The sequence below is a fragment of the Nitrosomonas aestuarii genome, from assembly GCF_003046585.1.
Taxonomy (GTDB): Bacteria; Pseudomonadota; Gammaproteobacteria; order Burkholderiales; family Nitrosomonadaceae; genus Nitrosomonas; species Nitrosomonas aestuarii.
This window is the reverse complement of record NZ_QAAE01000016.1, coordinates 1-22,959: the sequence shown is the minus strand read 5'-3', so window position 1 is coordinate 22,959 and position 22,959 is coordinate 1. Positions and strand designations below refer to the sequence as shown.

Annotated in this window: 16 protein-coding genes and 1 pseudogene; 13 read left to right on the top strand and 4 right to left on the bottom strand. The window is 47.5% G+C overall.

The annotated features are described in order from the left end of the window. Nucleotides 1-6: 6 nt before the first annotated feature. The 5 genes from C8R11_RS12255 to C8R11_RS12235 all read left to right on the top strand — a co-directional run bounded on the left by C8R11_RS12255 (nt 7) and on the right by C8R11_RS12235 (nt 7,646). Nucleotides 7-1,206, top strand: a complete 1,200-nt coding sequence (locus C8R11_RS12255; RefSeq protein WP_107795956.1) for an ABC transporter permease — start codon at nt 7-9, stop codon at nt 1,204-1,206. A gap of 345 nt (nt 1,207-1,551) precedes the next feature. Then, entirely contained in the window at nt 1,552-3,093 is a 1,542-nt protein-coding gene (locus tag C8R11_RS12250) for an ABC transporter permease (protein WP_107795955.1), read from the top strand. Further along, nucleotides 3,090-5,159: an ABC transporter ATP-binding protein gene (locus tag C8R11_RS12245; protein ID WP_107795954.1), complete on the top strand. Its 2,070-nt coding sequence runs from the start codon at nt 3,090-3,092 to the stop codon at nt 5,157-5,159. The genes C8R11_RS12250 and C8R11_RS12245 overlap by 4 nt, the downstream gene beginning before the upstream one ends. Then, nucleotides 5,149-6,750 (top strand): peptide chain release factor 3, encoded by a 1,602-nt coding sequence (locus C8R11_RS12240; RefSeq protein ID WP_107795953.1) that lies wholly within the window; start codon nt 5,149-5,151, stop codon nt 6,748-6,750. The genes C8R11_RS12245 and C8R11_RS12240 overlap by 11 nt, the downstream gene beginning before the upstream one ends. Before the next feature lie 29 nt (nt 6,751-6,779). Further along, nucleotides 6,780-7,646: a YicC/YloC family endoribonuclease gene (locus C8R11_RS12235; RefSeq protein ID WP_107795952.1), complete on the top strand. Its 867-nt coding sequence runs from the start codon at nt 6,780-6,782 to the stop codon at nt 7,644-7,646. A gap of 155 nt (nt 7,647-7,801) precedes the next feature. On the opposite strand, the gene C8R11_RS12230 is transcribed toward C8R11_RS12235, so the two are convergent. After that, on the bottom strand, nt 7,802-8,671 hold the full coding sequence (locus tag C8R11_RS12230; RefSeq protein ID WP_219908599.1) for a formylglycine-generating enzyme family protein: 870 nt from the start codon (nt 8,669-8,671) through the stop codon (nt 7,802-7,804). 228 nt (nt 8,672-8,899) lie between these two features. Between C8R11_RS12230 and C8R11_RS12225 the strand changes: the two genes are divergently transcribed. The 5 genes from C8R11_RS12225 to C8R11_RS12205 all read left to right on the top strand — a co-directional run bounded on the left by C8R11_RS12225 (nt 8,900) and on the right by C8R11_RS12205 (nt 16,700). Next, nucleotides 8,900-9,853 (top strand): DnaJ C-terminal domain-containing protein, encoded by a 954-nt coding sequence (locus C8R11_RS12225; RefSeq protein ID WP_107795950.1) that lies wholly within the window; start codon nt 8,900-8,902, stop codon nt 9,851-9,853. Nucleotides 9,854-9,855: 2 nt separating this feature from the next. Beyond that, entirely contained in the window at nt 9,856-10,170 is a 315-nt protein-coding gene (locus tag C8R11_RS12220) for a chaperone modulator CbpM (protein ID WP_107795949.1), read from the top strand. A gap of 169 nt (nt 10,171-10,339) precedes the next feature. Next, nucleotides 10,340-10,903 carry a phosphate-starvation-inducible PsiE family protein gene (locus C8R11_RS12215; protein ID WP_146159112.1) on the top strand — a complete coding sequence of 188 codons (564 nt, stop codon included), beginning with the start codon at nt 10,340-10,342 and terminating at the stop codon, nt 10,901-10,903. A 350-nt stretch (nt 10,904-11,253) separates the two neighbouring features. Then, nucleotides 11,254-11,583 (top strand): quaternary ammonium compound efflux SMR transporter SugE, encoded by a 330-nt coding sequence (gene sugE / locus C8R11_RS12210; protein ID WP_107795947.1) that lies wholly within the window; start codon nt 11,254-11,256, stop codon nt 11,581-11,583. 626 nt (nt 11,584-12,209) lie between these two features. Beyond that, nucleotides 12,210-16,700: a calcium-binding protein gene (locus C8R11_RS12205; RefSeq protein ID WP_107795946.1), complete on the top strand. Its 4,491-nt coding sequence runs from the start codon at nt 12,210-12,212 to the stop codon at nt 16,698-16,700. Here the strand turns inward: C8R11_RS12205 and C8R11_RS12200 are convergent. From C8R11_RS12200 to rnk, 3 genes are all read right to left on the bottom strand, one after another. Then, nucleotides 16,693-17,280 carry a VIT1/CCC1 transporter family protein gene (locus tag C8R11_RS12200; RefSeq protein WP_107795945.1) on the bottom strand — a complete coding sequence of 196 codons (588 nt, stop codon included), beginning with the start codon at nt 17,278-17,280 and terminating at the stop codon, nt 16,693-16,695. The genes C8R11_RS12205 and C8R11_RS12200 overlap by 8 nt on opposite strands. A 156-nt stretch (nt 17,281-17,436) precedes the next feature. Further along, complete coding sequence (locus C8R11_RS12195; protein ID WP_107795944.1) at nt 17,437-18,015, bottom strand: uracil-DNA glycosylase family protein; 579 nt, start codon at nt 18,013-18,015, stop codon at nt 17,437-17,439. A 116-nt stretch (nt 18,016-18,131) separates the two neighbouring features. Next, complete coding sequence (gene rnk / locus C8R11_RS12190) at nt 18,132-18,545, bottom strand: nucleoside diphosphate kinase regulator (protein ID WP_090696725.1); 414 nt, start codon at nt 18,543-18,545, stop codon at nt 18,132-18,134. Nucleotides 18,546-19,407: 862 nt separating this feature from the next. On the opposite strand from rnk, the gene C8R11_RS12185 reads away from it, so the two are divergent. From C8R11_RS12185 to C8R11_RS15925, 3 genes and pseudogenes are all read left to right on the top strand, one after another. Continuing rightward, on the top strand, nt 19,408-20,742 hold the full coding sequence (locus C8R11_RS12185; RefSeq protein WP_107795943.1) for a DEAD/DEAH box helicase: 1,335 nt from the start codon (nt 19,408-19,410) through the stop codon (nt 20,740-20,742). A 44-nt stretch (nt 20,743-20,786) separates the two neighbouring features. After that, nucleotides 20,787-21,370: pseudogene (gene yqiA, locus C8R11_RS16520) on the top strand (esterase YqiA). Nucleotides 21,371-22,568: 1,198 nt separating this feature from the next. Continuing rightward, nucleotides 22,569-22,763, top strand: coding sequence for a hypothetical protein (locus C8R11_RS15925; RefSeq protein ID WP_146159111.1), 195 nt, complete (start codon nt 22,569-22,571; stop codon nt 22,761-22,763). The last annotated feature ends 196 nt before the right edge of the window (nt 22,764-22,959 follow it).

The window sequence follows — 22,959 nt, the reverse complement described above, 5'->3', positions numbered from 1 at the left end:
ATACAATTGAAAACGATTGATACATTCCATTTTGCATTCCGTTCATTGACCGCGCATCGTCTGCGTACTGTTTTGTCGGCATCCGGTATCGCAATCGGCATCGCTGCAGTTATCCTGTTAACCGCGATTGGCGATGGCGTGCAGCGCTTTGTATTATCCGAGTTTACACAGTTTGGGACTAACATCATCACCATCAAACCAGGCAAAATTACAACGCATGGCGGCTCTCTCGGTGCAATCGGCAGCGCCAGGCTGCTAACGATCGATGACGCCCTGGCACTTAAAAATTCACGATATGTGGCATATACCAATGCAAGCGTAGTAGGTAATGCCGAGATCCGCGCAAATGGATTGAGCAGGCGCATCACACTCTATGGGCAAGGCCCTGATTTTTCACGTGCCTTTAACATGCAGGTAGCCATTGGCCGGTTTTTGCCGGATGATGACCCACGCAGTCCGCGTGCCTATGTTGTGCTGGGCTCCAAAGTGCACGCCGAATTGTTTGGCAACACCAACCCGCTGGGTGAAATTTTACAAGTGGGCGGCTCTCGGTTTCGCGTCATCGGTGTAATGGCATCAAAAGGCCATGTTTTAGGATTTGACCTGGATGATACTGTATTCATACCGACAACCCGCGCTCTGGAAGTATTCAACCGCGAAGGTGTCATGGAAGTGAATGTTTCCTACAAAGCAGGCGCGCCGCTTGAGGCTGTTGTTGACGACATCCAGAACATTCTAGTTGCACGTCATGGCCGTGAGGACTTCACCGTCACACCACAGCAGCAAATGTTAAGCACACTCTCAACCGTACTGAATGTGCTGACGTTTGCCGTTGCTGCATTAGGCAGCATTTCATTACTGGTTGGCGCAGTGGGCATGATAGCGCTGATGCACATCGCTGTTGCCGAGCGCGTCGCTGAAATTGGTCTGCTGACCGCGTTGGGAACAACGCGCGCGCGCATCCGGGTTTTATTTCTGATTGAATCCATGACATTGTCCACGCTTGGCGGACTTGCTGGGTTGATTTTTGGTGCAGGCATCGCCTGGATCCTGAAAATTTTTGTAGCCAACCTGCCGGTAAACATCCCCTGGGACTATGTTCTGGGTGCACTGGTTATATCAATATTTATAGGACTTGCTGCCGGTGTCCTGCCTGCCATGCGCGCTGCCAGGCTTAATCCGGTCGACGCGCTGCGTACTGAATGAACCTTTATTTCCTGTTTTTTATGTCCTGGTTTCTTTAAGCTGTATATCTGATATCTTTCATGTGCGATCGACTGTATATATCTTATCTTGCTTGACTTCTTTCTTAAGCGAACAAAATGATCAAATATAACAGCCGATCCGTTATCCCGGAAAATTGTGCTAATCATACGAATCCAGCGATACTTAAATCTTATACAGAGAAAAATATAAACCAATACGTTTTTTGAAAACATTAACACCACGGTTTATCTGGAATATTTTATAAACACCACGCTACATTTATGTTATAAAAACAGGCCGCGTATATTCGTCTACTTCTGACTCCGATTTGTATTATTAACCGACATGTCATTTAAACCCGTTATTCTATGGACTGACGCACTCATTTTTCTGCTGGTCGTTATCGTGCTCGCCTTTATCTGGTATGTACGCGACGATGAACACCTGACAGCGCCCTGGAGAAGAGTGGGTCACAGCGCCAGCGGTATGTCAGCGCTTACAGTTCTACTTGTTTTTATTACCATCGGTTTACTGGATACGCTGCATTTCAGACCTGCATTGGAACATAAAAACTTGCAGGGAGAAGCGGTTTACAGTGTTGAAGTATTGAGCGTGCTGGATGTGCTGGTCACCCCCTTGCGCACCCATGTCGAAAAAACCTATTCCGCGCCGCTGGCGACACATTTATACGCCAAAGAAACCATTGAGATGCCTGACGGCAGCAAGATACGCGCTTTCTCAAGGCTTGAATTTGGCGGTGCGCATCTGCAAAATCCGGAAACAGAGCATTTGCCCGATATCGGCTGGCGAGCGGCCCTGGGCTTTGCGTTAGGGTTATTTGTATGGTGCATATTGCACGTAGCGCTATGCTTTATCATGGCGCATCGTTCAGGCCGGCGTGTCGCCCGGTGCTTCCAGTCTGTCTGGCAGCGCAGCACCGAAATTCCGTGGTACGCCATATTAATTACCCTGGCCGTCATTTCGGTTTTTATCGGCATTCTGTCCATGCTTTCCACTCACTATCATGTTCTGGGCACTGACAAGGTCGGACAAGATGTACTTTATCTCTCACTGAAAAGCATACGCATCGCACTGATCATTGGCACATTGACAACGTTGATTATGCTGCCTTTTGCACTGTTATTGGGCATTACGGCCGGATATTTCCGTGGTTGGATTGACGATGTCATCCAGTATATTTATACCACGCTAAGCTCTATTCCCAGCGTCCTGCTTATTGCCGCAACCGTGCTCATGATGCAGGTTTATATTGAAACACACCCGGAATTGTTTGAAACAATCGCCGCGCGTGCAGATTTGCGCTTGCTGTTTTTATGCGTCATTCTTGGCATTACCAGCTGGACCAGCCTTTGCCGGTTACTACGCGGCGAGACGCTCAAGTTACGTGAAATGGAATATATTCAGGCGGCTCATGCCTTCGGTGTCTCGCACTGGCGTATTATCAGCCGTCATATTTTACCGAATGTCATGTATATTGTTTTAATTGCAACTGTAATGGACTTCAGTGGACTGGTACTCGCTGAAGCCGTGCTGTCCTATGTCGGTGTGGGTGTTGATCCATCCATGATCAGTTTTGGCACCATGATTAATGCCGCCCGGATGGAAATGGCGCGTGAACCGATGGTCTGGTGGTCTTTGCTGGCAGCGTTCGGCTTTATGCTCACTCTGGTATTGAGTGCAAACCTGTTCGCCGATGCAGTTCAGAAAGCATTGGACCCGCGTGTGAGAACGTTCACGCAAAACAATGACGACCCAGGTGCGGATGACAATAGCAATTTCACAATAACGACCGCACATGCTGCAGCAAAATCAGCTGTCCCTTCTCTGACATCCGCTCCCGACATAAAACCGACACGGCAGCCATGAGTGTTTTACTGGAAGTTGATCATTTAAAAACAATATTGCATACCGGTGATAGTCCGGTGCGGGCGGTCGATGGGCTCTCTTTAAAAATCAGAAAAGGCGAAACGTTCGCTTTGCTGGGTGAATCGGGTTGCGGCAAATCCATGACTGCGCTGTCAATCATGCGGCTGCTGCCCGACTCAGGAGAAATTCAGTCAGGCACAATCAAGCTGAATGGCACTGATATACTCCAGTTGCCGGAAGCAAGTATGCGTCAGATTCGCGGCAAGCTGATCAGCATGATCTTCCAGGAACCGATGCTGAACCTCAATCCTGTCATGACAATTGCAGAACAGATTAATGAAGTGTTGAGACATCATTTCAAACTTGATAAAAAAACAGCGCAAAACCGTATTCTCGAACTATTGAACCAGGTAGGCATACCCGATGCGTCCCAGCGAATGCATGAATATTCATTTCAGTTCTCAGGTGGTATGAAGCAACGTGCAATGATTGCCATGGCACTGGCGGGAAATCCCGAGTTACTGGTTGCAGATGAGCCTACCACCGCGCTTGATGTCACTATCCAGGCGCAGGTACTTGATCTGATGCGTCAAATTCAGCAACAACAGCAAATGGCTATTTTGCTGATTACGCATGATCTCGGGGTTGTCAGTGAAATGGCACACCAGGTTGCTGTGATGTATGCCGGTGAAATAGTCGAGCAAACATCACGGGAAAATTTTTTTAGCCAGCCCGCACATCCTTATTCACGGCAACTGTTTGCATCTTTACCCGAGAAACAAAAACGCGATCAGGCGCTGGCGGTAATCAGCGGCACCGTACCTTCACTTGCCCGTAAATTTACCGGCTGCCGATTTGCAGACCGATGCAATCATGCAACAGCGTACTGCCATGAGCATGTGCCGCAATGGCATACCATTGCGGCCAACCACAAAGTACGCTGTCATCTTTACGATACTGCCGCCGAGTGGGTCGAAAAGAAGCCATTGTCCGAAATTACGACCGGGAACACAACAACAGCAAAACCCCATAGAATCGACAAACCGCTATTGCAGGTTACTGATCTGAAAGTACATTTTCCGATCCGCAAAGGATTTTTCAAACGCATAGTCGGACAGGTTATGGCGGTCGATGGTGTATCATTGAAAATATCCGAAGGAAAAACACTGGCCCTTGTCGGCGAATCGGGGTGCGGTAAAACCACGGTTGGCAAAAGTATTCTACAGTTGATTGAACCGACCGCCGGAAGCGTTCGGTATAACGACCATGAACTGGTCGATATGCAACGCCAGCAATTGCGCCAGATGCGCGCTCAGTTTCAGTTCGTGTTTCAGGATCCTTATTCTTCCTTGAATCCGCGCATGCGCATTATCGATATTATCCAGGAAGGCATGGATGCACTCAATATTCAAATACCGGCCTCAGACATCCAGGCAACACCATTGCCTTCATATTCACATGTGAAAGCGGTCGACGCCCTGCTGGAATGCGTTGGTTTGCCTAAAGAAACAAAGTGGCGCTATCCGCATGAATTCTCAGGTGGACAGCGGCAGCGTATTGCAATTGCCCGCGCACTGGCTGTTAATCCCCGACTATTGATTTGTGACGAGCCCACCAGTGCACTTGATGTCTCTGTTCAAGCGCAGATTTTAAATCTGTTGAAATCGCTGCAAAGCGACCTGGGACTCGCTTATTTATTTATCACCCATAATATCGCGGTTGTTGAATATCTTGCCGATGAAATCGCGGTAATGTATCTGGGCCGGATCGTCGAACATGGTCATATCGACGAGGTCATCGCCAATCCCAGACACCCCTACACGCAGGCTTTATTATCTGCCGTGCCGCATATCACCAAAGAATCCAGGCCAGACATGATAAAGCTTAAAGGTGATTTGCCCTCACCCGCTTCACCGCCAGCCGGCTGTCACTTTCATCCGCGCTGCCCGCATGCCATGCCAGTTTGCCGCCAGTCGTATCCGCAGGCCAGCGCTATCAGCCCGACACATATTACCCATTGTTATCTTTATTCACAGGAGCATTGTTCTACCCATCATGAGCATTAAAAATGAAGTCGCGCGCCGCCGCACCTTTGCCATCATTTCGCATCCGGATGCAGGCAAAACAACTTTAACAGAAAAACTGTTAATGTATGCCGGTGCCATACATATCGCCGGCAGCGTCAAAGCGCGAAAAGCAAGCCGCCATGCCACATCCGACTGGATGGAGATAGAAAAGCAGCGTGGTATTTCTGTGGCCAGCTCAGTCATGCAAATGGAATACCGCGATTGTGTTATCAATCTGCTTGACACGCCCGGTCACCAGGATTTTTCGGAAGATACTTACCGTGTACTGACTGCCGTTGACGCGGCGCTCATGGTTATTGATGCCGCCAATGGCGTAGAAGCGCAAACGCTGCGCTTACTGGAAGTGTGTCGTGCGCGTAATACGCCGATCCTGACCTTTGTCAATAAAATGGATCGTGAAGTACAGCCACCGCTTGATCTCATTGATGAAATTGAACGCACGCTCGGTATGGATGCAATACCCTTTACCTGGCCCATTGGCATGGGTCGTCAGTTTCACGGTGTTTTTGATTTGCGTAAAAAAGGCATGCGTGTCTTTAAACCCGGCGCCGACCGGGTTGATTCTCAGGATGAATTGATCACGGCGCTGAATGATCCGTCTGTACAGGCGCGCTTTGGCGCAAGTCTGGATGAGGCGCAACAGGAAATCGAACTGATTGAGGGCGCCACACCTGATTTTGACCATGATGAATTTCTCGCCGGTCACCAGACACCTGTATTCTTTGGCTCGGCAATTAATAATTTTGGCGTACGCGAAGTACTGGATGCACTGGTTGATTTGGCCCCCCCTCCCGAATCCCGTCAAGCGATGCAGCGCGAAGTTCTACCCGACGAACAGAAATTTTCCGGCGTGGTGTTTAAAATACAAGCCAACATGAATCCCGCGCACCGCGACCGCATCGCTTTTTTGCGTATCTGTTCGGGCCAGTTCAAACGCGGCATGAATTTAAAAGTCGCGCGAAGCGGCAAGGAAATTCGCACCAGCACTGTCGTCTCGTTTTTATCACAACGCAGGGACATTCTTGAGGAAGCTTATCCAGGCGATATCATCGGCATTCCCAATCACGGCACATTGCAACTGGGCGACACGCTCACCGAGGGCGAATCGCTGCAATTTACCGGCCTGCCCTTTTTTGCGCCGGAAATTTTCCGTACAGTTGAAATCGCTGATCCGCTGCGCAGCAAGCAACTTAAACTGGGGCTCACCCAATTGGGTGAAGAAGGCGCCATCCAGGTATTCCGGCCGCATATCGGCAACACGCTGTTGTTGGGCGCTGTCGGCATACTTCAGTTTGAAGTCGTCACCCATCGCCTGCAGCATGAATATGCTGTGGCAGCCCGCATAGCGCCTGCCAAGTATCAGCTGGCACGCTGGGTGACCGCAGATGACCCCCGTGAACTGCAGCGTTTTATTGAAGCCAATGCGTATCGTATTGCCTATGACGCAGTCGATGCACCGACATTTCTTGCCTCATTTGGCGCTGAAATCAGTGTTGCTGAAGAAAACTGGCCGAAGATACAGTTTCATAAAATGCGCGAACATGCCGGACTGGTTTTCCAGACCCAGTAGTCAATCATTCACAGGAACAGGTATCTGCAATGATCAACAGCATGACCGGCTATGCCGCACTATCACGGACAACACCCTATGGTGCCCTTAGCCTGGAACTGCGCGCCGTTAACAACCGCTACCTGGACATTCAGCTGCGCCTGCCCGATGATTTTCGCGCACTGGAACCCGTCATGCGGGAACAGATCGCACAAAAACTCAATCGCGGAAAAATAGAATGCCGCCTCAATTTCACACCCCTGGCAAGCACTGAAAACCCACAGCAGCTCAATACAGCGCTTTTGCAAAAGCTGGTGGAACTGGATCGGACAGTCAAATCCGCACTGCCCGATGCACACAGCCTGTCTGTTGCCACCATACTCAACTGGCCGGGCATGCTTGGCGGCAATACACTCTCGACAGATGAATTACACAACAGCACCCTGGCATTATTAAAGGACGCACTGCAGGATTTTCAGGCGGCACGCGCGCGTGAAGGCGACAAATTAAAGGCCATATTATTAGAACGTGCAGCACAAATGCATCAACAACTTACCGCGGCATCACCGCGAATTCCTGCGCTGATAGCCGCTTTTGAAGAAAAACTGAACACACGCCTGCAGGAAGCGCTCGACAACCCGGACGATGACCGGATACGACAGGAAATCACAATTTTTGCGGCAAAAATAGATATTGATGAAGAACTCACCCGTCTGCAAACGCACCTGGATGAAGTCGATCGCATTCTCAACAAAGGCGGCCCCGTCGGGAAACGGCTCGATTTTTTAATGCAGGAACTGAACCGGGAAGCCAATACCGTTGGCTCAAAATCCACTGATATCGAAATCTCTAAAACCGCTATGGCGCTGAAAGTATTGATTGAGCAGATGCGCGAGCAGGTGCAGAATATAGAGTAACATTTCATACCCTAGCCAGGACAACCCGAAGATCAAAAAAAGACTCAATAGCAGGCTTTGCAGCCCATCCCCCGCCTGAGCCTGCGCGCGCTCCGTCGCGCTCCGTCGCGCTACGGTCAACCGGCTGCTGGCCTGCTCCTTAACCTGACCTGAGCTCAGTGACCTCGGGCAAGACGAAAGCCAGTATTGAAGCTGCGGTAAGACGGCTCGTTGTGAAGGCGGCGGGCAGAACGACAGTACCCGCCGAGGCGGATCCACGAGCCGCCGCGCAGCACACGGCTCTTTCCTGATTCCAGACCTTGCGGATCAATGACCGGCTGCGCCGGATAGTCCGCATACCAATCCTGGCACCACTCCCATACATTGCCATGCATCTGATATAAACCCCAGTCATTACACGGTAGTGCGCTCACTTCGACGGTTTGCTTCCGGTATTCGCTTGTGCTGCCATTGTTATAAGGGCGCGTTCCATCAAAATTAACCAGTGTTGAATCAATCTGCTCGCCCCAACTGAATGGTGTCGTCGTCCCGGCACGGCAGGCATACTCCCATTGCGCTTCAGTCGGCAGGCAGAGTTTCAGTTCAGGTTTCAATCCGTTCATTTTGGCGATAAACGCCTGCGCATCCTGCCACCCAATATTTTCAACCGGACGCTCTTCACCTTTAAATTCAGAAGGATTATTACCCATTAATACCTGCCATAATGCCTGTGTCACCGGCGTGTCGGCAATCCAGAACCCTTTAGTCAATGTGACCTCATGTTGCAATTCATCGTGATATCGTTCCGGCTCATCCTCCGGTGATCCCATCAAAAACGTCCCCGGCTCACACCAGCGGAATACCTGCCGCACGCCTTGGTAGGTAAACGCCATCCATAACCCGAACTCATCCTCGCCCCAGTCGGATACCCAGGCTTCAGGGAATTCTTCAGGAATTATGGTGTGTTTACGAATATACATTTTTTTAGAATTACATAGATTGTTTACGCGCTCAACCATGTCATTTTTTAAGAATGGCGAACTCACGTATTCTCTGGATAAATGCTTTTAGCTGACGAAATTAATCATAAAGTATTTATTCCAGATTCCCAAGGCCGTCATTATCTGCGCACCATGAAATAATTGAATAACCCAAACCTATTGTTTATATTATTTTAGTGCTTATACTGACTATTCAGATGCCACACGCTGATACCAGGCGATTGTCGTAGTGCCGGGCAACAGTGCCCCAAAGTTATATGAGACTGATCAGACATGGAATTCAAAGACTATTATCAAATTATAGGCGTTAAACGCGATGCGACTCAGGATGAAATCAAACGCGCCTACCGCAAACTGGCGCGCAAGTACCATCCGGATGTCAGCAAGGAACCCGATGCAGAAGCACGGTTCAAGGAAATTGGCGAAGCCTACGAAGTACTGAAGGACCCGGAGAAACGAACCGCCTACGATCAACTCGGCGCCAACTGGAAAACCGGGCAGGAATTCAGGCCGCCGCCCGACTGGAATCAGGGTTTTGAATTTCATGGCGGCGGCTCTACCGGTGCCGGTGCCGAGCAGTTCAGCGATTTTTTTGAAAGCCTGTTCGGCCGTGGCGGCTTCGACCGGACATATACCCACGGTGCACGGCGCGAGATGCATGCGCGCGGCGAAGATACCCATGCCAAAATAATGATCGATCTGGAAGACGCTTATAATGGCACCACCCGTACCATCACCCTGAAGCATACCGAACTGGGGCCTGACGGCAGGCCGCAACTGAAAGAACGCACACTCAATGTGCGTATCCCCAGGGGCATACGTCAAGGGCAAAACATCCGCCTGACGAAACAGGGTGGCACCGGTGTCGGCCAGGGCGATGCAGGTGATCTTTATCTGGAGATAGCATTTCAACCGCATCCTTTTTATAAGGTGGAAGGAAAAGATGTTTATCTGACTCTGCCTGTAGCGCCCTGGGAAGCGGCACTTGGCACGACCATCCAGCTTCCAACGCCATCCGGCACTGTGGACATGAAAATTCCGGCGAACTCGCCGGGCGATCGCAAACTGCGTCTGAAGGGGCGCGGCATTCCGGCCCGTGAACCGGGCGATCTGTATGTTGTGCTGAAAATTGTTCTGCCGAAAGCGGATACGGATGCGGCAAAAGCTGCTTATACGCAGTTCGAGAAGGCACTCAAATTCAATCCGCGCGCCCACCTGGAGATATGACGATGAGTAAAGAATTACAGAAGTTATTGTCCGGCGACATCCTGGAAGAGGATGTGGAGTTGACACTGGCGGAGTTATGTGACACCTGCCAATTACCCGCGGAGACAGTATTCTCACTGGTGGAATTTGGCGTCATTGAACCGCATGGCCGCAACCCCGGTAGCTGGCGTTTCCGTGGCGTCAGTGTCCGACGGATTCGTTGTGCGCAACGTTTGGAAAGAGATCTCGGCGTCAATACTGCAGGCGCTGCATTAGCAATAGATCTGCTCGAACAAATCGAACAGCTGCGCATGCGACTGCACCGCTTCGAAAGCTAGTGCGTGAATTTACAGCACTATGCACATCCCTGTGAATCCAGTCCAAAACTCCGGTACCGCATACTCAGACAGTTTTTTCTACATGAATATTTGAAAATTTTTGAACCGCATCCATATCCGCAGTTATGGACAAACTTGTTCAATGGAATTCAATAACTCAATGATGATCATGAAAAATATTGCGGATCGTAAGCGCAAACCTGTTCCCCATACCTGGAAATACTGGAACGTCATGACCTTCTATGAACGTTTCGAACACAGTGTTGCGATGATTTTGAGTGGCTTGATCAGTATTATTATTTTGATCGCTCTGTGGGATCTGGCGCGCGAAGTATTTAACCTGTTGATGCTGGGGTCGTTTGGCCTTCTAAACCACCAGGTGTTCCAGGTTATATTCGGTATGATAATGACATTGTTAATTGCAATGGAATTCAATCACTCCATCATCAAGGTTCTGGAACGCCAAGCCCATATCATCCAAGTGAAAACCGTCATTTTAATTGCGCAATTGGCCTTGGCCCGTAAATTCATCATACTCGACTTCGTCAACACTGAGGCCAGCAAAATTGCCGCCCTAGGTTTTGCGGTACTGGCGCTGGGAATTGTACACTGGATGCTCCGGGAGCGTGATCAGGTTGATGTACACAAACAGATCCATAGACAATTTGCGGAAGACTCATTGATAGCAGAACAAAAACCGGATCAAGTCGCATCCCATCAGACAGCAAAATAGCTGTTGTTTCCTTACTTTGTTGAAAATATCAGAGATCGTTCGGGGTTAATAAATATGACAGTGCTGGAACAGGAAATTATTGATTTTCGTGCCACCTGACACTGCTTGACTATTACCGTATGAATCTGATTCAGAATAAATACTCGGAATTTAATCCCCGAAATTCTGTAGGTTCTGCTTTGGAATAACATGCAGTGCTTCAACTGGGCCGGTATTGTAGATTTTGCTTCTTTTCTTAATATATAATCATGTTTAAATGCGTATATGATATCCGCCAGGTTTGTAGAAGTGAGGACGACCTCGCCTCTCTATTTCAATTGGGGACGGCCCCACAAATCAGAGAGGTTTCTATGAATGCTAATTGGTTTATTCTTATTGTTGCAGGTTTATTCGAAATTGGTTGGGCGATTGGCCTTAAGTACTCCGATGGCCTTACGCGCCTTTGGCCAACCGTCTGGACAGTGCTTGCAATAATAATAAGTGTCATTTTACTTGGCACAGCGATGAAATCACTGCCTGTGGGAACAGCATACGCAGTTTGGGTTGGTGTGGGTATCATCGGTACAGTGATATTCGGTATTGTTTTATTCGGCGAATCCGCAGATGTTTTTCGGTTATTTTGCCTTGGCTTGATAGTGACGGGTATTGTGGGTCTCAAGCTTGGCTCCCCTGTCTCATGAAGCATTCAAGTCGACACTTTTTTCACTTGTTTACAGTATGTCTGGCAGGCTGAGGGAAAACATCTGTGTTGTCTTTGCGGCATTCACAACAAATCCTGACTGCTTAATAAATGCTGTAAATTCCGTTTATTCAGCAATTTTTTCTGTAACTTGCTGTACGCATAAAAATTCTCACCAGCCTGTTGAATGCCGCAACTGAACTTCCTACATTCCAACACCGGGCTACATTGTTTAACAATAGTGTTTCTCCGCACATTGGAAACACTATAAAAGTGTAAAAAACTTTTACACATAATACGCCCCATCATCAGCAAAAAATACAAAACAATTACAATTCAACAATTTGAAATACAGGCATGTTTTTTGCTTGTTATTTCCAACATCGCTAGCAATCAATAATTCAATCAACTGCAGTTACAACTATAACTCGGCAGTTTTTAATAACCATGTGATTAAGTCAATGTGATCTCATGGTAATCGCTCACGCAAGAACGAGCAAAAAAACACTCAGCCTTTCAGGCTAATGTATCTGAAAACAAAGATTAAAATCAATACTGTTAAAAAATAAACCAAAAATTGATTATGACTGATGCTGCCTCACATAATCAAAAAAACAGGGAGAACAAATGTCAGCAGGACCAGAACTACGCGAGTATGGAAATAATCTAAAGCAGGCAAACACTAATGTTGGTGATATTCGCAAACTTGTCGCGGATATTGATAATAAAATAGACAGAGTTGAGATGGCCATAGATGCCGTTGATGCTGTTCAGCGAAAGGCCGACGAATTCAGCGACACCATCTCCAAGCTTAAACTTACCTTAAAACTGATGGATAAGACCGGGCCGTTGAAGTTTCTGGCCAAGGTTGGCACTAAAGTGCTCGACAGTGTCCAGAACGTCACCAAAAAAGTCAGAGACAAGGCAAAGGAACTGGCCAGGAAAATTGATGACAGCAAGCTGGAAGAAAAGCTGGATGCGGCACAGGAAAAGCTGGAAAGCTTTGACTTGAAACTTGCCGGCACCGCACAAATATTGACCAAAAACACCCTCGCTGTCAGTCAGTTAATCACTGCGCTGGATAAAGTGGATGAATTTGATCCTGACGGCGATCCGGCAGCACCAGCAGCAGCAGGCGCCGATGCATTAGTGACACCACCCAATGCAGCAATATCCGCAATCAACGATACTTTCGCTGAAGTCAAAGAAAAAACTCAAGTACTCGATAACGCGGTGCCCAGCGCGACCTTCCTGCCGGTGCTCAGTGTCAGACTGGCATTCGATGGTATCTCGTCATCACTCGGTTTCTTGCGGGGACCGCTGAATGCCGTCTCGAAAGTACTCAAACCGATTGAAGGCGTACTGGATGCAGTCGGATTCATTTTTAAAATTACTGTCGGCCCGGTAATCGAATACATCATGGATACACTCGGTATTAACCGAGTGATCAATTCGGCTGCAGACAAAATAAACAAACTGTTACCCAATCCTGACATTTTTGACACTATTCTGGATGATTTCGATACAGCATTCCTGGAAATTGATCCACTGGGTCGGCTTGAAGACCATCTGGGCATCTCCGCCTGGCTGGACAGTCTGACACAACAGGTGACGGAACCGGTCGGCAACACACAGACCGGCCCGATTGGCATCGGCACCCCACTGGACGATCCGATAACAGGTACCGACAGTCATAACTTATTGTATGGGGGCGATGGCGATGATACCTTAAGCGGTGGAGCGGGCACCGATATACTGGTTGGCAGCTCAGGCAACGATCTTCTGGATGGCGGTAATGGCACCGATATCGCAGTCCTCCGTGGTAATTTCCTTGAATATGGTTATTCTCAATCAGACGACGGTCAAGCCTTAACCTTCAACCACCTGTATCCAACAAACCCAAAGGTCATTGATGGAGTTGATGAAACCAGAGACATTGAATTATTTGTTTTTGCAGATTTCAGCCTGACACCGTCACTATTATTGAACAGTGTGTTCAGGGCACTTACCGGGCAAAATGTACTGGATGGTACCGAGGACAGAGACTTTCTGTTTGGTGGTTCCACAACCATTACCATTAACGCTTTCGGTGGTAATGACATGCTTTCCGGCAGCCCCGTCAACGATATTCTGAACGGCGGCACAGGTGATGACATGCTCGTTTTCAGCGGCGGTGAAGATTTTTTCTCCGGTGGCAGCGGTAGTGATACCTGGCGGTTTCCCGTTAATAATGAATCCGGCAACCCAACGATTGATGTCGATATGGAACGTGGCACCATCTTTGCGGGCAGCAATAACACATCCACGTTAAGCTCCGTTGAAAACGTCGTAGTTGAAGATCACCGCCAGACCGTGCAATTTGGCGATGCCGCCAATAACCGTCTGGTAGCTTCGTCCGACCGGGATGTACTGGACGGCCGCAGTGGCAACGACATACTCGATGGTGGACCCAGCCAGGATATTCTGATCGGGGGCCCCGGGAACGATGCACTGTTTGGCGGCGAAGGCAACGATACGCTGGTTGCCGGTGACCAGACAATTCCGGGACTCATTAATTATTACGACGGCGGCGAAGGTGACTTTGATGCGATTACCTATGCTTCCGATATTTTCGATATACTCCAGCGTGAATATATCAATGATGGTACAAGGTCAAAAGCTCGTTCTCAGGAAGCCCCCGGTCCGGTTCAGGTATTTGCCGAAACAGGTAAAATTGAACGCATGTCGGCCAACGGCAACACCGTTATTGCAACCGATACAGCCATTAATATTGAACAATTTATCGGTTCTGATTTTAATGATATTTTATACGGCGGGCCCGGCAAATATATCGAAATTGACGGTGGCGCCGGTAATGACACATTATATGGACAGCTTGCCGGAAGATTTGTCGGTGGCGGCAGTGGCGATGATATTGTCTATGCCGGCACAGGCGGCGCCAACTACGACGGTGGCGGCGGTTTTGATACGCTCTATTTAACGGAAAATCCTGATGTGCGCTGGCTGGTGCGGCTGGACGGCTCTATCGGTTCCACGCTTCGTGCATTCAATGCGCTGGAAGGTGATGAACTGGCAACACCTGACGGCAGCTTACAAAATGAATTTGGTCCTTCAGTAATTGCATCGGGCAACGTGGGAAATTTTGACGTTTATGTCTCAGGCGACCAGGACGACCATTTTGATTTGCGTGACCGGGGAGAAATCACCGTTTACGGTGGCGGCGGCAATGACTTTATCCGTGGAAACAATGGCGGCGATAACAATCCTTCATTCAACCTCTTTGGAGAACTGGGCGACGACACCATCATGATAAAAGATGATGGCCTTGTAGACGGCGGTGAAGGTGACGATCGCATTGAAATTGACTCTGGCTCCAGCCATCTGGTACAGGCAAAGGGCGGTCAGGGTAACGATATTTTTATCCTCCGAAGCGGAGAAGTCAGAATTGACGGTGGCACAGATCGCGACACCCTTTCAGCTAACCAGCGCAGTATTTTTGCAGGGTTGAATGTTGACCTGCTTGCCGGCACAGTCGACACCTTCGACGGCAGCGATCGCTTTTCCGGCACTGTAACCGGTATCGAAGAACTCATCGGATCAGATAACCATTCTGATATGCTGCTTGGCGGCAATGCGGGCGAACGGATTATCGGTGCCGGTGGCAACGATACTATCTATGGCCGCAGCGGCGAGGATGCACTTTATGGCGGCGCGGGCAACGACATATTATTCGGAGATACCGGTGACGATCTACTGCATGGCGGCGCGGGCAATGACGACATCAACGGCGGCACCGGCATTGATACAGCTACATGGGCTTTTGCTGCGCCAGGTGGTAATCTTGGTGAAATTGAGACCGCCAGTTTCGGCCATCTTTTTGCTGATCTGGTTGATGGTATTGCACGCTTCAGATTGTTCGACGGCGGTCAGGAAAATGACACACTTTCAGGTATTGAGAATATTATCGGCGGAGACGGCGACGATACGATACTGGGTAACGATCTTGACAATATGCTTTCCGGTGGCGCGGGTGCGGATATGCTTGATGGCCGTGCAGGCAATGATGTGCTTGTACTCGACGGCGATGATAACGCCATCGGCGGAACAGGTAACGACCAGTTTGTGATTGGTCTGGGTAACATGACAATTGACGGCGGTGACGGTATTGATGTATTGGACTTCGGCACATTAGGCGGCACAATACGTATTGATACTGTTGCAGGTACTTATGTTGCTGAACTTGAATTTGACAAGCCCGTTTGGAAAGACGACTCCGGCACGGCACCCCGCAATTCAGGAAACGTCATGCTCACACCGCAGGGTGTCCTTGAGGCAGAAGCAACTTATGCCAATTCGACCAACGATCTCGCATTTTTTTCTGTGTTTGAAGACAATAGCGGCACAGACACTGATCTTGAAATTGATTTCATAACGGATACAAAGTCAGCAGCTGGTACATTTACCAACATCGAACAATTTGTTGCTGGCGCTGCTCAACTTATCGGCTCATCGGCTGATGATCAATTCGACGGAGATGACGGCGTCAATATATTCGAAGGATTACAGGGCAACGATATTTTTGACGGTAAAGGTGGATCGGACACAGCAATATTTTCAAATCCAATCGCAAGTTATACAATTACACGCAGCAGTGATCGGTTTGAGGTCATCAGCACAACCAATGATGATGGTCAGGATACACTGATCAATGTTGAGCGACTGCAGTTTTCCGACATTGGAATCGCATATGACCTGAACACAAGCGCAGGGCAAGTTGCCAGAGTGCTGGGTGCAGCTTTTGGCCGAGAGCATGTACGCAATCCTGAATTCGTCGGCGTTGGCCTTGATTTGCTGGACGATGGCATGACCTATGAAGAACTTACAGAACTGGCAATCAAAATAGCCGGTGGCAACACACCTGAAAAATTCGTCACATTGCTGTGGACTAATCTCGTAGGATCGCCACCAACAGCAGGACAAGCACAGCCATTTATCGATGTATTGAATAATGGCATGACAACGGGGGAACTCGGCGTACTTGCCGCCGAAACCGATCTGAATGCAGTGAATATTGATCTGATTGGCTTATCGAATACAGGTATTGAATATTCTATTTAAGCGGACTCAGAACATAAATCAGCAACGCAGTCATCGCTGCGACAATTAGTGTTTGCAATCCTGACCATAACCAGAAACGGCCATTAATACGGCCAAGAAATACACCCAACAAAAATATGATCAGGAACGCAACCACTGCTGCAGTTTCCAATGGATTGGGAACAAGCTGTGGCTGCCAGTGCGCTAATGCCAGTGGCGATATGATAAGCAATGCTATCAGGAAAGGCGCCAGGCCATTCACAATAGCGATGAGAAACGGCATCAAACGAGCTGCATGCCCATAAGCTGATTCGCCTAGGTCTGCAATCATGGCCCTTTCAAGTCGCTTCAACTCGCGCCTTTTTTCCGCCGCTTCACTGATATACGCGCTGGTCATTCCGCTCATGCCCAATGCAATAGCAGCACCCAGGCACACACTGATCACCACGGGCAATGTGTTCTGACCGCTCACGTAGAATCCGGTTAGTAACCCCAACATAGTCAGCGCACCATCAAATCCATTGACCACAAAATAACGGCGCGCGATATTACGGGATTTTGTGATGCGTATCAATAACAGCAGTTGATGAGTGATACTCATGATATTGATTAGCCTCAATGTCCAAACCAACAGTGTCCGTCAACACCCATTTAATCGCAAATCAATTTAAGCAAAAATACCGAAACCAGCACATAATTTAAGCCAATTCAGTGAATCCAGATACACTGCGTTAGCTTCATGCTTTGTTGCTGTTCGTCATATAAGAATTTCTGACACTCGCTCTCGAAGCGACGGAAGTAGTTCGATCTCAAACCAGGGGTTGCGGCGTATCCAAAGATTGTTTCTCGGACTAGGATGTGGAAGCGGTATCATATGCGGCCAATAAGTACGCCACGACTTCACCCGTTCGGTTAGGGATGAACCAGTTTCACCGAAATGATGCGCCTGTGCGTACTGTCCAAGCACCAAGGTGAGTTCCAGATGACAAAGCTGCGCCATAAGTTGTCTGTGCCATGCAGCCGCACACTCGGATCGCGGCGGCACATCTCCTGAATCACTTGTACCGGGGAAACAAAAGCTCATTGGCAGTATGGCGATCAGCTCCGGGTCGTAGAACACTTCGCAGGTCATACCCAGCCACTCACGTAAGCGTTTACCGCTGGCATCATCAAAAGGTACACCCGAGTCATGAGCTTTTCTACCCGGCGCCTGACCCGCGATCAGAATCTTTGCCTTTGGATGCAATTGAAGCACAGGCCGTGGGCCAAGCGGCAAATGGCACTCACAAATGGTGCAGGCACGCACTTCAGCCAGCAATGACGAAAATGGCCTCATGAACTCAACGCTCGCAAAGCAGGATAACGTTGCCACCATACGTCAGTTTGTAATTGCGAAGCAATGAAAAACTATTCGGTATAGCAGCATCTCCTGGTACGGTAAAAACGTCTTGATTACCTGTGAAATATACCTTCACGTTCAGGTTGATACACGACTTCAATGATTTCTACTGACAACAAGCCGCCACCGGGCTTCGGCCATTCTATTTGATCACCCTCTTTAAGCCCGAGTAATGCACTGCCCACCGGCGCAAGTATAGAAACGGTTGCATCACTATTATGGTTTCCATGTGGATAGGCAAGCGTTAAAGAAAACACTTTACCGGATGCAATTTCTTTAAAATTAACCGTCGAATTCATCGTAACAATATCAGGCGGCATTTCTTCAGGTGCAACGATATCTGCACGATTCAGTTCAGCAAGAAGCGCATCCTTCCCCGGAAATTGTTTATCCCCCAAGGAATCAAGCATTCTGTCTAAACGTTCTGCATCAAGTGATGAAATAATAATTTCGGGTCTTTGGTTCATATTGTTTTCCACCTATAAAAATCTTATATTTATTATCGTGTAACGGCAAAGCGCGCCGGCGGCAATGAGACGTAGCGGAATTATTCTCCTGATACAGGCTTATAGCGCCCATACCACTTTCCTATAAGTAATGTGAATTTAGAATCTCAGGAATAACGCAGTGTTAATTCAACACAATTAGTCACCGGAAAAGCTGGAATGTTCACCTGCATAATTGGCTCGTTTCAGTTAGCACCGAAAAAGCGTCTGCGACAACACAGAAAAAAGTTTTTTGAACAAAATGTTGCCTTCCATAGGATTTGCACAACTGCAAATATTCATAGAATCTCTCTCACAATCAGCACCAATCAGCCTGAAAGAGGAACCAGTGCTGCAAGGAATACCGAGCAGGATAGATATGAGCGCCGGGCACGTTGAGTCACCGTCACCCTTAAGCACGCCAATGCCATCAGCAAAGCCGAAACACCGAGAAAGAGTGCCAGCATTCATTCACCGCCATCGACGACGATGCGCCGCATAGCGAATTCTACCAGTCACATCGGCGTTTGTGTCCACATTGAAAACACCAGAAATCACAGACCGAGACCGAGAACAAAAGAAAACCAGGTTGATCGAGAAAGGGATATTTTGAGCATGATCTTTTTTGGGCTTTTATTCGACTATTACAACATTCACTGGCAACATTTTTTTCATTATTTGTTTTTTTACTGGTAAGTTTAGACAATGTTAGTTATTTTTTATATCAATCCATATTATAATTCTTATCAGATGATTTAGGTTTTTTGCATTATTCATCACCTACTCACCATGACTGTCATACTGAACCAGTAGAACAGACCGACCTTATCCCCGTTGGAGTTTTATGTCTTTCTCATCATTCGGCTTGTCCGAGAATATTATTCGTGCTGTCACAGAATGTGGCTACACTGTACCTACCCCAATTCAAATGCAAGCCATCCCAGCAGTACTCGCAGGCGCTGATTTACTTGCAGGCGCGCAAACAGGCACCGGTAAAACCGCTGGTTTTACGCTACCTATTCTGCACCGCCTGTCTGATAAAACAGTCAAAGGGCCATCCAGTGGACGTCCGCCAGTACGTGCATTAATTCTTGTACCTACCCGTGAACTCGCGGCACAAGTAGAAGAAAGCGTGCGCAATTACGGCAGATATCTGAAATTGAATTCAATGATGATGATTGGTGGTGTCAACATCAACCCGCAAATCAGTCGCTTGAAAAGCCGTGTGGATATTTTGGTTGCTACACCTGGACGTCTGCTTGACCATATACAGCAAAAAACGCTCTCTCTTGAGCAAGTGGAGATTCTTGTCCTAGATGAAGCAGATCGCATGTTGGATATGGGATTTATTCGAGATATCAAAAAGATTCTTGCATTACTGCCAAAGCAGCGACAGAATTTATTATTTTCGGCCACCTTCTCTGATGAAATCAAGGAGCTGGCGGAGAATCTTCTCAACAAACCGATATTAATTGAAGTGGCCCATCGCAACGCAGTTGCCGATAAAGTGACACATATGGTACATCCGGTAGATCGAAACCGCAAGCGCGACCTGCTTGCTCACTTGATAAAGAAACACTGCTGGTCACAGGTATTGGTCTTCACCCGCACTAAGCACGGCGCCAATAAACTGGCAAAATTTCTGACAGAAAATGACATCCCATCACTTGCTATCCACGGCAATAAAAGTCAAACGGCACGCACTCAAGCATTAGCTAAATTCAAGACAGGTACTCTGCAGGTTCTGGTCGCAACAGATATCGCTGCGCGCGGAATTGATATCAACGACTTACCGCATGTCGTCAATTTTGAACTACCAAACGTGGCTGAAGACTATGTTCACCGTATTGGTCGTACTGGTCGAGCAGGTGCAGAAGGTGATGCGGTTTCACTGGTGTGCGTGGATGAACTCAAGTTAATGGCAAATATAGAACGGTTAGTCAAACGCGCTTTGCCTAGCCAAATTGTCGCAGGTTTCGAACCCGACCCAAGCATTACAGCCGAACCTATAAGGACTGGACGCGGTACCAGACCAAGTGACGAAAAACCTGTACCTAGCCAAGCAAAAAAACGAAGAAATAATGTACCAAAGTCAACAGCCAATAGAACAGCGGGTTTTGCTCGAGCAACCGCAAATCGTTCATCATCGCGGCGCCATGCTAATACGCCAACAACTTAATTAAATAATAAATTGACTTTGTGAATGTCAACGAGATAATTTCGATGCCCAAGTCACCTTTGCTGCTTTATCTTCATGGATTTAACAGTTCATCGCAATCACATAAAGCGAGTGTCATGCGCGAGTATTGTAAGCAGCACCGACCTGATATCAAATTAATCATCCCACAATTACCTAATTACCCATTGCAAGCGGCCTTGCTTGCCCAAAGCCTTGTCGATCAGCACCAGCACGAATGTCAAATAGGTGTAGTGGGCAGCTCACTAGGCGGTTATTTAGCAACTTGGCTCAATTACAAGTATGGTGGTAAAACAGTCTTGGTAAATCCTGCAGTCAAGCCCTTTGAATTATTGACAAATTATCTTGGCGAACAGACCAATCCCTATAGCCAGGAGAGCTATATTCTAAAAAAAAACACATTCAAGAGCTAAGAGATCTTTACATAGAGGTGCTTAATCAAGCTGAGGATTTCTGGCTGCTGCAACAAACAGGAGATGAAGTGCTCGATTATCGAGAGGCAGTAAAGAAATATGCGCTCAGCAAACAAACCATTGAAATCGGCGGCAACCATAGTTTTGTTGGGTTTGAACGTTACCCATCCCTGATCATTGATTTCCTGCAACTCTAGGTCGGACTGTTCTAATGGAATGGACGCTCACTACCCAAAACGGCATCGAGGTACCAAAGTGATGGTGTATCAACCACCAGACAAGAGAGGAACGTCCGACATGAAGTGTCAATCAGCGACACGCTTGCCTGGAAAGTGCAAGAAATGAAAAGTTATTGTTTACAGGATTGAACCGGTTGGTGTGAACTACTTAAGCGCATTAAGCGGCACTTATCTGAATAGAACAGCACTGGAGATGACGAAACCTACCGTAGCCTGTGGGCACTATGATATTGTATAATGGCTTTCCCGTTTACTGACCGGCTATGCTAAAAGATGCCTATCTATGCTTATTTCCAGGCAACATAAAATAATAAGTTATTGTAATACAATAGATTATACATTCTCACTGCGGGTTCGACTATCATCTTCGCCACCAGTGCCTTCACTGTTACCCAATTTAGTCAAATTAGCTCTATAAAACATTCTTGTCATAACCTGAGTCAGTAATTGCTGTTGTTTTGTTTCTGAGAGCGACTCAGGATTTTTAAGAAACGTATATTTGGGTTCTTTGAATGCCTTATGCACAGACGGAAAACAATTTTTATACCGGTAAGGAATACTGGAAAAAATCATTAAAGAATAAAAGAATAATTAATGAGGTTAAATATTGATCTGGTTAATTTTAACAGCTACAGTTTCAAATTAATTACCAAAAAAGATGCTTAAATATGATAAAACTTTTCATGACTATTTCACTGTTATTTTCATTGATTCTTTACCTATATTTCATGGTAACTGATAATGAAATAGTATTGGCGCCGATATTGTCGGGTCTTTTAGTTTCTTTTGTCTGCGCACTGTTGTTGGTAGCGAAGAAATAGTTATGAGCTTCTATATTAGCCATAGCAAAACTTAGAAGTTGTCGCATCCATGCACATGCTAACATCACCAACCAGTCACGCGAAATGTTGGGTATATATACCGTCTGAGTTGATGATTAATTCGGCAACAACAGAATTTAAATGAATGTAGCACCTGACATTTAGCAAACAGAGCTTATTCGGAACGTATAATCGACTGATGGTATAGATAAATGTTGCGAATTTTGGCACAATAGTGCACGCAAATCAGTGAAATAACCCCGAAAGTTGCGCACTCTGAGTGGCTATAAACGACAAAAATAATTTACCCTCTAAGGGTTTGATGCGCACCAGACATGATACTTGATCCCAACAATCGCCAAGTAAAGCTAAGCGTTTGCACGTCATGGGATGATCTGGCTGAGAGCTACCATAAGACCTTATCCTCGCCGTTGGACCGCACAAAAAGAAGCCGCGCACTTATCGGAACGGTTGTCAAGATAGGCTCTGAGCCTGCCAGGCTTAAACGACGTGCCAGCATCAGACAATAATTGCAGTTTCTGCGTCGGAATTTAGGTTTAGTAACCAAGTTCTTCGGCTAAATTGAGCATGCCAATTCTGTGTTTTATCATTAGTATGAGTCATGAGGGTTTGTGATTACCAAGGGAAACTGTCGGTCTAATTACCGAGCGACTTTGTCATAATCACTTTAGCAAGTCGTGCCTCATTCCACAATTACTTTTTTAT

Bases quoted from the DNA above. Each gene is read 5' to 3' on its own strand.
- C8R11_RS12250 (WP_107795955.1), top strand. From the start codon at position 1,552: ATGTCATTTAAACCCGTTATTCTATGGACTGACGCACTCATTTTTCTG.
- C8R11_RS12245 (WP_107795954.1), top strand. From the start codon at position 3,090: ATGAGTGTTTTACTGGAAGTTGATCATTTAAAAACAATATTGCATACC.
- C8R11_RS12240 (WP_107795953.1), top strand. From the start codon at position 5,149: ATGAGCATTAAAAATGAAGTCGCGCGCCGCCGCACCTTTGCCATCATT.
- C8R11_RS12235 (WP_107795952.1), top strand. From the start codon at position 6,780: ATGATCAACAGCATGACCGGCTATGCCGCACTATCACGGACAACACCC.
- C8R11_RS12225 (WP_107795950.1), top strand. From the start codon at position 8,900: ATGGAATTCAAAGACTATTATCAAATTATAGGCGTTAAACGCGATGCG.
- C8R11_RS12220 (WP_107795949.1), top strand. From the start codon at position 9,856: ATGAGTAAAGAATTACAGAAGTTATTGTCCGGCGACATCCTGGAAGAG.
- C8R11_RS12215 (WP_146159112.1), top strand. From the start codon at position 10,340: ATGAAAAATATTGCGGATCGTAAGCGCAAACCTGTTCCCCATACCTGG.
- sugE (WP_107795947.1), top strand. From the start codon at position 11,254: ATGAATGCTAATTGGTTTATTCTTATTGTTGCAGGTTTATTCGAAATT.
- C8R11_RS12205 (WP_107795946.1), top strand. From the start codon at position 12,210: ATGTCAGCAGGACCAGAACTACGCGAGTATGGAAATAATCTAAAGCAG.
- C8R11_RS12200 (WP_107795945.1), bottom strand. From the start codon at position 17,280: ATGAGTATCACTCATCAACTGCTGTTATTGATACGCATCACAAAATCC.
- C8R11_RS12195 (WP_107795944.1), bottom strand. From the start codon at position 18,015: ATGAGGCCATTTTCGTCATTGCTGGCTGAAGTGCGTGCCTGCACCATT.
- rnk (WP_090696725.1), bottom strand. From the start codon at position 18,545: ATGAACCAAAGACCCGAAATTATTATTTCATCACTTGATGCAGAACGT.
- C8R11_RS12185 (WP_107795943.1), top strand. From the start codon at position 19,408: ATGTCTTTCTCATCATTCGGCTTGTCCGAGAATATTATTCGTGCTGTC.
- C8R11_RS15925 (WP_146159111.1), top strand. From the start codon at position 22,569: ATGATACTTGATCCCAACAATCGCCAAGTAAAGCTAAGCGTTTGCACG.